The sequence below is a fragment of the Streptococcus sp. 9.1 genome (genome assembly GCF_016648815.1).
In the GTDB taxonomy this organism is placed as follows: domain Bacteria; phylum Bacillota; class Bacilli; order Lactobacillales; family Streptococcaceae; genus Streptococcus; species Streptococcus salivarius_E.
Genome location: NZ_JACLQS010000001.1, coordinates 398,283 through 410,795 on the forward strand (window position 1 = coordinate 398,283; position 12,513 = coordinate 410,795).

Genomic DNA, 12,513 nt, shown 5'->3' on the forward strand with positions numbered 1-12,513 from the left:
TTTATCGTACACTCCTCTTCCTAAACAGCAAAATAGAGAAAGATAACAGCAAAATCCCCCATAAAAATTGAATTGCAATACCTATTGTATAAGGTATATAAGATTGATTCTCAATCATAAAAAATGAATTCATAGTGGAGATAATCGGGAAGTAGAGAAAAGCATCGCTGAATTGCAGAAGCATTTGACCTAACCCCAACAAGAAAGACAAGGACATTCCCATTGGAACAACTATACTCCTTGTTATAAGAACTAAACTAAAACATATTAATATTAAACCAATTGATACCAATATTATTCTTAATGCTAAGGTATAAATATGTAAGGGAATTAATAGACCATAAAAAGTATATACTACGCAAATAGTACAGAAAGCAACCAGACTCCAAACTAATATAGATATTGATAATATTACTATTAATTTTATAAAAAAGAATTTCCACCGTGTTGGGTTAGCTAATAAACTGCTTCTTAAAGTTGAACCGTTAAATTCTTGACCTATAAATAGTATTGTAATAATAATAATCCCAGCTTGTCCGAGATAGAAGCTTTCTAAGATTTGCGTTAAAACATAATCCTCGGTTATATAACTTGGAGTTTCATGTAAAAAAATAACAAATAAAGGTACTAAAATTATAGTTGCTAGGACAGTCAATAATAACCATTTATTATAAATAAACTTTAAATACTCACTTCTAAAAGAATTCATCTAACATTACCTACATCTTCTTTCAAAAATTTGTAATATGCAAAGCTACTAATTACTAGCACCCAAGTACTCAAAAATAAAACACTGCGTCCTGGTGTTGTGATTTTTAAAGGAGATGTTGCAATTAAATCTTGCCCTAAAGATACTGGTAAATACTTAGCAAGCTGAATTCTGTCAGCAAGAAAACTACCTAAATTATAGACTTGTGGTAATAAGAATAATAATGATCCAAGTGAAGATTTAAAATAAAAAGCAATTGAATAGGATAACACCGCTAGTAGCGACCACGACAATGATCCTAACAATATAAAGTACCAAACATTATTACTCAGTATCAGAGGGCTCAATCCTTCTCTTTCTAAACCAAACTGTGCACTTGCAATAGATAAATAGATTGAAACAAATGACACAACAAAAATAAATACACTTGTAACAAAAAATTTTATTACAAAGAATACTGCCTTATTTGAACATAATAACAAGCTGGTACGTAAAGAACTATTTTTATATTCCATACTTCCAAGAATTGCTCCTAAAATAATCATAGCAAACAAGCCCAATAGTATAGCTTCAAAACCAATATACTCAATTGGAGGTATTGGTTCTACTAAGCTGCTATTTGTTTCAGGGGTTGCATTCAATCCAACTGCTAAAATTTGTTTAGAACTGATATAAGACAATAACGGCTGAAAAATAAAAACAATTGGTAAAACTATTCGGGTTGATCTACTATAAAAAATTTTATATAGCTCTGATAAAGTATTATTGATTTTTATACTACTCATCATAGCCACCTCCTGTTAAATGAAAGAAAACATCTTCTAGATTATCAAATCCGTTCAATATATTACGAAGTGTACCCGAAGCTATGATACTTCCTTTGTCAATAAAAACAACCCTATCAGTTACCGCTTCTACTTCTGAAAGTATATGTGAAGATAACAATACTGTCTTACCAGTGTTTGCTTGTTCCCTAATAAAATTTCTAAACCATCTAATTCCACTAGGATCTAGACCATTTGTAGGTTCATCTAAAATCAGGTACTGGGGGTTTCCCAACAGCGCTGTTGCAATACCTAATCTCTGACCCTCTCCCAAGGAAAGGTTGCCTATTTTTGAATTTCTTTTATGTTCAATATCAGTAATGGATAACACCTCTGATATTCTGGAATAATCTATTCCATTACTAGCGGCAGCAATTTTCAAATGTTGAAAAACTGTTCGATCACTAGGAGCCCCCACACCATCAAAAGAAGCTCCTACAGTTAAAAGAGGACGTTCAATATCACAATATTTCTTACCTCCTATTAAAGCAGTTCCTGAAGATGCCCTATCCAGACCCAAAAGTATTCGTAGTGTCGAACTTTTTCCGGCACCATTCGGTCCCAAAAAGGCAGTGACTTCCCCCTCCTCAGCTGTAAAGGATACGTTCTTTAATATATCTCCTTCTTTAAGAGTTTTTGTAACATCTCTTATTTCAATCTTATTTGTCATAATACGATACTCCTATGCTAAAAATTGTTCTTTTAAATTCTATAATATGAATTTCGGAAAAATATCAGAAAATAGATTAAGATTGAACAAATTTCAGATTTTTTTCACCTCCACTATGTGGATTACTTGTTTTCCATAATAATTACTATATTAACTTAATGAATATATTCGGGTAATGGATTATATTCTAATTAAAAATAAAGCCCTGCCACCAAATATATCTCTGAAGCTACCTGCGACTAATCCTGCAGTACCACTTTTAAAAGTAGAAATTTTTTCTATAACTGGCTTCGTATAACTCATATACTTTCCTTTCTAAGTCAATATTTAATAGTCCAGACTGCTTGACTATTAAAATAGTAACAAAGATTATTCAGATTTTTTTCAGAAAAAATAAATTTATAAACAATTCCTGATGGTAGTAGAATATAAGTTGTGTAAACACAAAAAGGAATAAATTCGTTACAGTAGAGTTGCAATACCTAAACAAAACGTTTATTACAATAAAACATCGAAAAACTATTTAATCTGATGATAAAAAAATAACCTCAAGTACAGTTTACATGTACATGGAGGTTAGTGCACCTTTTCGATATTAAAAAAATAATCTAGATAATCACAAATTTCATTAGAGGTATTCGCTAATGACTTTTTGATATCAATGACACCTAATAGTTCGAGATGTTCATTAAATATTTTGTTATAATCAATATTCGCTGTCAATAAAATAATTTGTGCATAAACGTTACTCCTCCTAATTTTTTTAACTTTTTTCCATAATTACAATTCTTTGTAAATGTGATAAAATAAAGAGTGTTAGTTGCTGTAGTAATCCTTATAGAATTAAAATGATTGTTAACTTTAACTTTTAACTTATATTTTTTAATATACTTTTTAACAGTTATCAACAACCAAAAGTGCCTCACAATATTGAACATACTTCACCTCCAATTCCTATTTTTATTATAGCTTGGTTATACCATTTAATTTGTCATATATCATAAACGGTTCATTTTTTGTCATTTACAGTAAAAGTATACCGATATAATAGTTTCTAGAACTGTTACGATATACCGGTTTTATGACTACTATCATTACTTAAAAGTTTCCATACTTATATGTGTACTGCATGTTAGGGAAAATTATCTGTATTTGCAAAGAAACATGGATTTTTATTTAGACGTCCTAAAAAAACAAAACAAATATATTTTCATACTGGAAAAAGACTTCAATGTCTTTTACTGCAGTACTAAATATTTTATCGAATGGAGAGTACACTAATTGTTAAATATTTTTATTTTAGAAGACGAATTTTTACAACAATCACGAATAGAGAATGTTATAAAAAATGTTATTGCAAAAAAATCTCTAAAATGTAAAGGACCTGAGATTTTTGGAAAACCTAGCCAGTTACTTGACGCAATTACGGAAAGAGGTTCTCACCAACTTTTCTTTTTAGATATTGAAATTAAAGGAGAAGAAAAAAAGGGGCTAGACATTGCGAAAGAAATTCGAAAAAAAGATCCTAATGCAACAATTGTTTTTGTAACAACACATTCAGAATTTATGCCAGTCACTTTTAAATATAGAGTTGCTGCACTAGATTTTATTGATAAAGCTTTAGATGATGAAGATTTTTATGAACGTGTTCATTTAGCAATTGAATATACCATGGATAAAATGGGTGCCACTATTGCCCAAGATTCTTTTACTTTTGAAACAGCTACGGCCCATGTTCAAGTGCCTTTTAACAATATCTTATTTTTTGAAACGTCTCCAACAATACATAAAGTTATTTTGCATACTAAAGAAGAACGAATGGAGTTCTACGCCAGTATTTCAGAAGTTGAACGAGCTGACGACCGCCTATATCGATGCCATCGTTCATTTATCGTTAATCCTGAAAATATCGTTAAGATCAATAAAGAAGAGAAAATGGTAATGTTTGAAAATAATAATGAATGTCCCATTTCCCGTACGAAATATAAGGGTCTCCTAGAAAAAGTTAAATCTTTGAAAATCTAAGGTGTTTCTATGGATATAGTTATAAATTTATTGCTGTTCTATTCTAAGACATTAGTAGTATTGTTAATGTTTCAACAGGTGAGTAACCAACCAATCAAACCTTTGTGGAATATTATTGGTCCATTTTTGTATGTCCTACTCCTCATCATATGTCCTCCTGTTGGGTACTTTGCTTTCTTTTTTATCTTTATTGCTTATAACATATATCAAAATAAGTATGGTAGTAAAACACTTGATATTTTTTATGGCTTGTACCCCATTATCGTTCAAAGCTTGCTAGGTAGAATGTTAGCATTCTACGTTTTCCCTCTACTAGGAGTCTCTGTCTTCAATGAAGTCAAACTAAGTTGGTATGATATCTTAATTGAATTACTGGTTTTCCCTCTTCATTTACTCATAGTAAAATCTCTTAGGTTAGATTTTGACGAAATAAAAGAAGGTTTCAAGCGTTACTATTTCAAGTATTTATTATTACTGATCAACATCTCTATGTTTGTATATATGCTCTTAGTTTCTATACTTGTTATTTATAGAGACAAATTAGCTGATGCAGATAACTGGAGAGGACATATTAATAACTTTTATATTGTTCTGTTTTTTGTAATGCTACTCTATCTCAATGCAATTTCAAAAGAAAAACTAGAGAAGGAAATTATTGATCAAAAAGATACTCAACTAAATGAACTATCTATCTATAGCCATCATGTTGAATCACTTTATGAGGAAATTAGGAGTTTCCGTCATGACTACATTAATATTTTGACCAGTCTAAAATTAGGAATTGATAATCAAGATATTGAAGCTATTAAAACTGTTTACAATGGCGTACTTAGAGATAGTGCAAACCAATTCTATGATAGTAAGTTTGATATTGCTAAACTTAGTAATATTAAGAATGATGCTATCAAAAGTATTCTTTCCGCTAAATTACTTGAGGCACAAAATAGAGGTATTTCAATTTCTGTTGAGATTGAAGAACCTGTTAGTAATTTTAGGATAGAATTACTAGATTTCATAACTGTTCTTTCTGTCCTTTGTGATAATGCTATCGAAGCTACGATTGAAGCTATAAATCCAAGAATGACTGTTGCTTTCATGAATAATGATGATTCGTTGGTACTTATCGTCGAAAATAGTATAAAAACAGAAAAAGTGGATGTTAGTCGTATTTTTGCTAGGGGGTACTCTAGTAAAGGGGAAGGAAGAGGTCTTGGGTTACATAATGTAAATAGCATATTAGAAAAATACCCTAAATCTACAATTACCACTCGTAGTGCAAATCATCTCTTTTCTCAAACTATCAGATTTTGTAAATAAGTGTCGACTTTAAACTTTAACCTCTTTAATCGACTTCGGTTTTGCATTTGAATAGTCTGTTTCTAGTATTTTTTGCTACATAGCTTAATAATTTTTGGGACCACTAGCTGTGCTAGTAGTTTTCGTAGGACCCAAAAAGACAGTAACTTCAGAATAGTTACTGTCTTTTTTATTTCATGTTTATCTTAAAGCCTTGATAGACTTGAAAAGTGGTTTATAAAGACTTCTTAATACTTTATCAATGCCCTACATCTGAATATGAAATATAATAACGTTGCCCATCTTTAACAAAACTATACCAGTTTCCATCGGGTAAAATTTCATATTTATCCCAATCAACATCACCTGCAGGAAGTGTAGAAACTGCTCCGCTATCTTTATCTGGCGCAGTATATACAGGTGTTTCCTCATCAAGTGTCAATGTTCCAGAAGTTGCTGTCCAAGCACCTCGACCACCTTCAACTCCTCCAACTTGAGAAGCTGGTGTTGTTGCTTCAGCCACTTGCCCAGCATCTGTAGTGCCTGCTTGAGCTTGTTCTTGAGAAGAAGATTTAGGTGCTACTGCTGAAGCCTGATTGTTATTTTCTTCATTTGAAACTGCTGAAGATGATGATTGAGCTGCTTTCTTATCCTTCTTAACAGCTTTACTTGAGCTTGAAGATGATTTCTTGACCGTCTTGACTGGGCTACTACTTGTGCTAACACGTGCTGACTCATGACTATTAAACTTAGTCACTAAGAAGATAGCGAGGATAACTACAATAAGAGTTGATAGGATACCAATGAGTTTAGTTGTTGTTTTCATGATTGACGTTCCTTTTCTTATGATTTACAAGATTAGTATAATATAAAGACAACTAAAGTTTCATTGAAGTCATAAACTGTAGTTTTTTCGTCATAAAAGGACAACATCTTCTATTTTTAGCGTCTATTTAAAATGATGGTCTTGATAATATTATTCGTCATGATACAGAATTAAATGAAAAACTTACACAACACGAACGAGATTACTTAGAGGGCGGAAGACGTGATTCACCCCCTACTCTGCTATTTGGGTATGATGCTAAAACAGATAATGAATCAGATTTTCATTGTGAAGAATTGACTATTGAAAATAAGGAGATAATAAATGATGAATCATGTCAATTCCCAGATAAAAAATAGAAGAAGGAATACAGTTATTGCAAGAGGAAAAATCATAAATATAGAACATAATGAGGATTACTCTTACCTAAAATTATTTATTCGAAATGGCGCTGGACTAAGACATACTTACTTAACATTTAGATATGATCCAAAAATATTTTATATTAGTAAAAACCAATATGTGATAATTACAGCACATATTGAAAATGAACAAAACCAGTTTAAAATAGAAAAACAAAAAAACTGCCAAAAATAAATTTGGCAGTTTTTTGGTAGGGAACCTATTAATTCAAACAGTTTCTCATAATCGTTTATTGCAATAAAAAACCAGAGCTTTTGCCCTGGTTTTCTTTATTAAGCGACTTGAGTCGTTACCTTATTATTTAAGAGTAACTGAAGCTCCAGCTTCTTCAAGTTTAGCTTTGATTTCTTCAGCTTCAGCTGCAGCAACACCTTCTTTAAGAACTGATGGTGCACCGTCAACGATAGCTTTAGCTTCTTTAAGACCTTCGCCTGTGATTTCACGTACAACTTTGATAACGCCAACTTTTTTGTCGCCTGCAGATGTCAATTCAACGTCGAATGAATCTTTAGCAGCACCAGCGTCAGCAGCACCAGCTGCAGCAGCAGCTACAGGAGCAGCAGCAGTTACGCCAAACTCTTCTTCGATAGCTTTTACAAGGTCGTTCAATTCAAGGATTGAAGCTTCTTTAATTTCAGCAATAATGTTTTCAATGTTCAATGCCATTGTGATTTCCTCCAAATGTGTTTTTTAATATAATTTTTTAAACGTAGCTTAGGCTACGAGTTGTGAAGATGGGCTTACGCAGCACCGTCTTCTTTGCTTTCTGCAACCGCTTTGACAGCGTATGCAACGTTGCGCACTGGCGCTTGAAGTACAGAAAGGAGCATAGAAAGCATACCTTCTTTGTTTGGAAGTGATGCAAGAGCGTTGATTTCTTCGACTGAAGTGAACGCGCCGTCAACAACACCACCTTTGATTTCAAGAGCTTCTGCGTCTTTAGCAAATTCGCTAATAACTTTCGCTGGTGCGATAACATCTTCGTTTGAGAATGCTACTGCAGATGGACCAACGAAGAGTCCTTTAAGGTCTTCAAGACCTGCTTCTTCAGCTGCACGAGTCAAGATTGAGTTTTTGATAACTTTAAATTCAACGCCTGATTCACGAAGATTACGACGAAGAACTGTATCTTGGTCAACTGTAAGTCCACGAGAGTCAACAACAACGATAGATGCTGCAGCTTTCATTTTCTCAGCGACAATCGCAACCTGTTCAGCTTTCTTAGCAATAATAGCTTCACTCATTAGTAGTTTTACCTCCGTTTTTATTTTTGGGCTAGGCACAAAAAAATCGTACCTAAACCTAGACACGAAAGTACAATACGTTACAAAAAAATAGTTACGTTTTGTGCCTCGGTTGGATGTTTATGAGTTTAACTCCCCAACTGTCTTAGGTCAGTTTTTTCAAACCTCATTTATAATATCATGACCTAAATCAGACGTCAAGAAAAAAATGCAAATTTTTTTATTTTTTTCTCTATCTTTTTTTAAAAGCATAAAACCTCTCAAAATCCAAAGATTTCAAGAGGTGATGTCTAATCATATCTAAGAGCTTCGATAGGATCGAGTTTCGAAGCTTTATTAGCTGGTAGGAGACCAAAGATAATTCCCACAGCTGCTGAGAAAGCGATGCTTCCCATGGCTACGCCAAGAGAGACTGTCGCTTTAAGCTCCATGGCATTCCCAATTGGTCCAACGACTAGGGCCGCAAAGCCTAGCCCGATCAAACCTCCCAGGATGGTCAAAACCATGGACTCAATCAGAAACTGAGTCAAGATTTTACGACGTGTGGCACCTAAAGCCTTACGAAGACCAATCTCTCGTGTCCGCTCAGTTACCGAAACCAACATGATGTTCATAACACCGATTCCGCCAACTAAGAGTGAAATGCCAGCAATAGCTCCGACAACGGTGGTAATGGTTCCAAAAATCGTATTCACCTGTTCTAGGGCCGAACTCATATCTGCTGCCTTATATTCTCCATTGTCATCTTGGGCCAACTGGGTCAAGCGTTTGGCAGCATCCTTAGCAACGCTACTACTATTTTTCACATCGGTCACATGGAAAAAAATCTGACCAATAGCATCGGTGTTATTTTCAGCTGCTAACTGGGTATTGGCCACAAGAGCTGTTCCAATTTCACCATAGGCACCGATTGCTGTGTCTTTATTCTTATAAACACCAATCACACGATAATCATTGTTCCCAATAGTAACCACTTGGTTAAGGGCATCCTCATTCGACTCAAAGAGTTTTTTAGCCACCATCTGATCAATGACAATGACTCGTGAAAAGTTTTTATAATCATTGTCTTGCAAGGAACGTCCTGTCAACATCTCTAACTTTTTAGCTTTAAAGTAGCCCTGGCTGGCACCTGTGATATTAACATTCTTCACAGTCTTTTTCTGGAGGGAGATAGAGGAAGTTAGGCTGTTGGTCACAAAATAACTATCGATACCAGGCGTCTGCCTAGCCACTTGCTCCAACCAAACTTCTTTAACCGGTTTGGTCGGATGTGACAGGTCCGCATAGGCTGGATCTAGCTCCTCACCCTTGGCTTCATAGTAGACTTGAACGGTATCCTTATCACCGGTCACACTATCGGTAACACTCTGACGCATCCCATTTCCTAGACCCATGATAAGTACTACCGCAGCAACACCAATGATAATCCCCAACATGGTCAGGAAGGACCGCATCTTGTGTGAACGAATAGAACTAAGAGCAAATTTCCAATTTTCCATTCTTACCTCCTAGTCAATCCGAACGCTGTCCGTTGTGTCTTGGGTGATTTCCCCATCACGGATAACAATCTTACGTCGGGCATAATCCGCAATCTCAGGTTCATGGGTAACCATGACAATGGTCTTCCCTTCTCGGTTTAGCTGGGTTAAGAGATCCATAATCTGGGTTCCTGTCTTGGTATCAAGCGCACCCGTAGGTTCATCCGCCAAAATGATTGCCGGATCGTTAGACAGTGCACGCGCAATAGCCACCCTCTGCTTCTGACCACCAGATAGCTCTGATGGCAAATGATGGCTACGGTCTGACAAGCCAACTTTTTCCAAGAATTGTTGTGCCCTTTGCTTACGTTCACGTGGAGATTTCCCCGCATAAATCAAGGGAAGCTCTACGTTCTTTTGGGCACTTAACTTTGGCAAGAGAAAAAACTGCTGAAAGATAAAGCCAATCTGGTCATTTCTTACCTTGGCCAGGCGGTTTTCAGAGAGATTAGCCACATCCTCGCCCTCGAGTTGATAGGAACCTGTAGTCGGTTGATCAAGAAGTCCAATAATATTCATGAGGGTTGATTTCCCTGAACCAGAAGGACCCATGATTGCCACGAAGTCACCTTCTTCAACTGATAAGTCAATTCCCTTAAGGACCTGCAAGGACTCCTGACCATTTTTGAAAGACTTGGTGATGCCTTTTAAGACCATAAGAGCTGGCTTAGTCACTAGACTTCACCTCTTCTCCACTAGTCTCTTTTGATTTTTTGCTATCGGCATCCGTCACATCCTTTAGTGTCTCACCATCCTTGAAGGATTTTTCAGCCTTAGTAATAACCTTTTGACCTTCTTTAAGCCCTGATGCAATTTCTTGCTGCTTAGCATCTGCATTACCAAGTTTGACCTTGACTTGCTTGATTTTTTGACTCTCGTCATCGTAAACCCAGACGTAGTTGTCAGAGCCTTTCTTGGTCACAGCAGTTACTGGAACTAGTAAAGCATCATCATCTTTGGTTACTTCAAGAGATACATTGAAACCTTGCTTGAGCTTACCGATTGGACTAGTCAGTTGAACCTTATATTCATACTGGGAGCCTGTCTGTCCTGAATTGCTAGATGTCCCCGCTGACTGACTGGCATTTTGCTTAGGATAATTGGAAACGTAGCTAACTTTCCCTGTCCAAGTTTGATCTGGGTATACTTTGGAAGTAATCTTGACCTTTTGACCTACTGAAATATTTGGAATGTCATATTCCGTTAAGGTTCCTTGAATCTCAAATTGGCCTTCACTGGTCACATGAACTAGAGTCTGGCTCTCTTTTGAAGCAGGATCCACAGAGTCCGCAACTTCTACGACTGTTCCATTAGCATCTGAAACAATGACTGTTTGGTTGAGGACATCTTGTGCCTTTTCTAGCTCTGATGCTGCGTTAGCAACAGCATCATTATAATCTTGCAAGGTTTGGTAATTACTTGCCTCGGTTTGCTGACGCTGTTGAGGGCTAACGGTAGTCGTCGAATCATCCTCATCCGAATCACTACTTGTTTGTGCCGAAGCCGCAGGAGCTGTCCCATACTGTTGGAAATAATTACGGTCACGAACTGCCTTATTATAGGCACGACTAGCCGTATCATAAGCTGCTTGGGCAGAGGTACTGTCGTATTGGACCAGTTGCTGACCAACGCTAACTTCCTCACCAACAGAGACTGTCACAGTGGCATTGCGTCCAATGGTATTGTCAAAATAAACGTACTGTTCCGACTGAGCCTTCACCATGCCAGTCAGAAGGGTAGACGAGGCCAACTGCCCCTTGGTTACCTTACTTGCTGTAGGGGACTCGGAAGCCTTATCATCTTTGCCACCACCTGCAAAAAGGTTAAATCCTAGGACCAAAAGGACAAGGAAGCCAATTCCTCCAATGATCCAAACTCTTTTTTTATTTTTAAATAACTTTGGACTGATTTTCTTTCGCATAAGTCTCTCTTTTCTTTTGTATCGTATAAATAAAACAATTGTAATACTTTTAACTTTCTGTGTCAATGGCCTTCGCTTAAATCCATGACACCATAGTGCAGCTTTTGATTGGGGCGAATCTGACGTTCAAACCCAAGTTCCTCAAAAACGGTATCTCGAAAATGCGCCTTGATGATAATTTTTTCTCGTGCGACACGCTTAGCCTCATTTAACCATTCTTCTGTCAGACGGCTGCCATTGGCCAAAGGTTTGATAGCTTGTAGATTTTCCGATTCCTTGATAGTCTCTGAAAACATAGGATCAGCATAAATGATATCAAAAGAGTGATCAGCCTGAGACTTCAAAAAGGATAAGCTATCGCTCTTAATGGTCTTAATAGACCGCATCGCTTTTTCAAGTTGCTTGTCATCTGTCTGATAAGTGGCCAGACCACGAGAAACTACCTGAAAAATCACTTCTTGACTCTCAAGGGCAGTCACCTTATTTCCCGCTGCCGCCATAACTAGACTATCGGAAGCCAGCCCCATGGTCGTGTCGAGAATAGACTTGCTAGACGAACCCAAAAGATTGACTAGAGCATCGTGTGGTGCCTTAATCCGAAGAACTGCCGTATCTGGATGAAAGGACAGCTCACTGCCATCCTCATTGACAAAAGACAATCTGTCTTTATATAGAAGATAAAAGGGGTCAAATCGCTCTAAACATTTCGCCAAGGATAACTTGCGACGAGGCTGGTAGTCAGCTCCCAGTTCGTGGGCCAATTCTTGGGCACGCGCAATCAAGGCCTCATTTTCACGTAAAGATGTGGTAATAATCATGTTTCTAGTATAGCAGAATCTTAGGAAACAAAACCATAGTCTTAGCTTTCATTTTAATTTGATAGCTTACATTTGTGTAAGAAAAAAGCCCCCAGTAAGGCTGAGACTCAGAACATAATTAAACTATTTTTAAATATGAAATAGATTTTGCGAACCTAGTAAGCTTATACCGAGACTTTTCGTAGTGATAAAAACGTCTGAAACGATTAGTTTCAGGCG

14 protein-coding genes and 1 other annotated feature are annotated in these 12,513 nt (G+C 36.3%); of the genes, 3 read left to right on the plus strand and 11 right to left on the minus strand.

Annotated features, from left to right (window positions below):
* Position 1: 1 nt before the first annotated feature.
* The 4 genes from H7T93_RS01890 to H7T93_RS01905 form a co-directional block, all read right to left on the minus strand.
* Positions 2-709, minus strand: coding sequence for a hypothetical protein (locus tag H7T93_RS01890; RefSeq protein WP_070654837.1), 708 nt, complete (start codon positions 707-709; stop codon positions 2-4).
* Positions 706-1,497: a membrane protein gene (locus tag H7T93_RS01895; RefSeq protein ID WP_037601755.1), complete on the minus strand. Its 792-nt coding sequence runs from the start codon at positions 1,495-1,497 to the stop codon at positions 706-708. Before H7T93_RS01895 ends, H7T93_RS01890 begins: the two co-directional genes overlap by 4 nt.
* Entirely contained in the window at positions 1,487-2,203 is a 717-nt protein-coding gene (locus tag H7T93_RS01900) for an ABC transporter ATP-binding protein (protein ID WP_037601752.1), read from the minus strand. The genes H7T93_RS01895 and H7T93_RS01900 overlap by 11 nt, the downstream gene beginning before the upstream one ends.
* Before the next feature lie 180 nt (positions 2,204-2,383).
* Entirely contained in the window at positions 2,384-2,506 is a 123-nt protein-coding gene (locus tag H7T93_RS01905; RefSeq protein ID WP_151404978.1) for a putative RiPP precursor, read from the minus strand.
* A 978-nt stretch (positions 2,507-3,484) separates the two neighbouring features.
* Between H7T93_RS01905 and H7T93_RS01910 the strand changes: the two genes are divergently transcribed.
* Positions 3,485-4,228 carry a response regulator transcription factor gene (locus H7T93_RS01910; protein ID WP_060972017.1) on the plus strand — a complete coding sequence of 248 codons (744 nt, stop codon included), beginning with the start codon at positions 3,485-3,487 and terminating at the stop codon, positions 4,226-4,228.
* Between the two features lie 9 nt (positions 4,229-4,237).
* Positions 4,238-5,545: a sensor histidine kinase gene (locus tag H7T93_RS01915; protein ID WP_201041606.1), complete on the plus strand. Its 1,308-nt coding sequence runs from the start codon at positions 4,238-4,240 to the stop codon at positions 5,543-5,545.
* Positions 5,546-5,783: 238 nt separating this feature from the next.
* On the opposite strand, the gene H7T93_RS01920 is transcribed toward H7T93_RS01915, so the two are convergent.
* Positions 5,784-6,350 carry a transcriptional regulator gene (locus H7T93_RS01920; RefSeq protein WP_201041607.1) on the minus strand — a complete coding sequence of 189 codons (567 nt, stop codon included), beginning with the start codon at positions 6,348-6,350 and terminating at the stop codon, positions 5,784-5,786.
* Positions 6,351-6,674: 324 nt separating this feature from the next.
* On the opposite strand from H7T93_RS01920, the gene H7T93_RS01925 reads away from it, so the two are divergent.
* Entirely contained in the window at positions 6,675-6,947 is a 273-nt protein-coding gene (locus tag H7T93_RS01925) for a hypothetical protein (protein WP_201041608.1), read from the plus strand.
* A gap of 123 nt (positions 6,948-7,070) precedes the next feature.
* Here the strand turns inward: H7T93_RS01925 and rplL are convergent, their stop codons facing one another.
* The 6 genes from rplL to H7T93_RS01955 form a co-directional block, all read right to left on the minus strand.
* A complete protein-coding gene (gene rplL / locus H7T93_RS01930; protein ID WP_002886110.1) occupies positions 7,071-7,439 on the minus strand; it encodes a 50S ribosomal protein L7/L12 in 369 nt (122 codons plus the stop codon).
* Positions 7,440-7,513: 74 nt separating this feature from the next.
* Positions 7,514-8,017: a 50S ribosomal protein L10 gene (gene rplJ, locus H7T93_RS01935; RefSeq protein WP_004183007.1), complete on the minus strand. Its 504-nt coding sequence runs from the start codon at positions 8,015-8,017 to the stop codon at positions 7,514-7,516.
* Positions 8,018-8,048: 31 nt separating this feature from the next.
* Positions 8,049-8,185 (minus strand) — a sequence feature (ribosomal protein L10 leader region).
* Between the two features lie 122 nt (positions 8,186-8,307).
* Positions 8,308-9,516: an ABC transporter permease gene (locus H7T93_RS01940; protein ID WP_201041609.1), complete on the minus strand. Its 1,209-nt coding sequence runs from the start codon at positions 9,514-9,516 to the stop codon at positions 8,308-8,310.
* A 9-nt stretch (positions 9,517-9,525) separates the two neighbouring features.
* Entirely contained in the window at positions 9,526-10,212 is a 687-nt protein-coding gene (locus H7T93_RS01945; RefSeq protein ID WP_207185601.1) for an ABC transporter ATP-binding protein, read from the minus strand.
* Positions 10,213-10,222: 10 nt separating this feature from the next.
* Entirely contained in the window at positions 10,223-11,476 is a 1,254-nt protein-coding gene (locus tag H7T93_RS01950) for an efflux RND transporter periplasmic adaptor subunit (protein ID WP_004183010.1), read from the minus strand.
* Between the two features lie 62 nt (positions 11,477-11,538).
* Positions 11,539-12,294, minus strand: coding sequence for a class I SAM-dependent methyltransferase (locus H7T93_RS01955; RefSeq protein ID WP_201041610.1), 756 nt, complete (start codon positions 12,292-12,294; stop codon positions 11,539-11,541).
* Between the last annotated feature and the right edge of the window lie 219 nt (positions 12,295-12,513).

What these genes read in the sequence shown, in the direction of transcription:
- H7T93_RS01890 (WP_070654837.1), bottom strand. Translation starts at nt 709, where the DNA reads ATGAATTCTTTTAGAAGTGAGTATTTAAAGTTTATTTATAATAAATGG.
- H7T93_RS01895 (WP_037601755.1), bottom strand. Translation starts at nt 1,497, where the DNA reads ATGATGAGTAGTATAAAAATCAATAATACTTTATCAGAGCTATATAAA.
- H7T93_RS01900 (WP_037601752.1), bottom strand. Translation starts at nt 2,203, where the DNA reads ATGACAAATAAGATTGAAATAAGAGATGTTACAAAAACTCTTAAAGAA.
- H7T93_RS01905 (WP_151404978.1), bottom strand. Translation starts at nt 2,506, where the DNA reads ATGAGTTATACGAAGCCAGTTATAGAAAAAATTTCTACTTTTAAAAGT.
- H7T93_RS01915 (WP_201041606.1), top strand. Translation starts at nt 4,238, where the DNA reads ATGGATATAGTTATAAATTTATTGCTGTTCTATTCTAAGACATTAGTA.
- H7T93_RS01920 (WP_201041607.1), bottom strand. Translation starts at nt 6,350, where the DNA reads ATGAAAACAACAACTAAACTCATTGGTATCCTATCAACTCTTATTGTA.
- H7T93_RS01925 (WP_201041608.1), top strand. Translation starts at nt 6,675, where the DNA reads ATGATGAATCATGTCAATTCCCAGATAAAAAATAGAAGAAGGAATACA.
- rplL (WP_002886110.1), bottom strand. Translation starts at nt 7,439, where the DNA reads ATGGCATTGAACATTGAAAACATTATTGCTGAAATTAAAGAAGCTTCA.
- rplJ (WP_004183007.1), bottom strand. Translation starts at nt 8,017, where the DNA reads ATGAGTGAAGCTATTATTGCTAAGAAAGCTGAACAGGTTGCGATTGTC.
- H7T93_RS01940 (WP_201041609.1), bottom strand. Translation starts at nt 9,516, where the DNA reads ATGGAAAATTGGAAATTTGCTCTTAGTTCTATTCGTTCACACAAGATG.
- H7T93_RS01945 (WP_207185601.1), bottom strand. Translation starts at nt 10,212, where the DNA reads ATGGTCTTAAAAGGCATCACCAAGTCTTTCAAAAATGGTCAGGAGTCC.
- H7T93_RS01950 (WP_004183010.1), bottom strand. Translation starts at nt 11,476, where the DNA reads ATGCGAAAGAAAATCAGTCCAAAGTTATTTAAAAATAAAAAAAGAGTT.
- H7T93_RS01955 (WP_201041610.1), bottom strand. Translation starts at nt 12,294, where the DNA reads ATGATTATTACCACATCTTTACGTGAAAATGAGGCCTTGATTGCGCGT.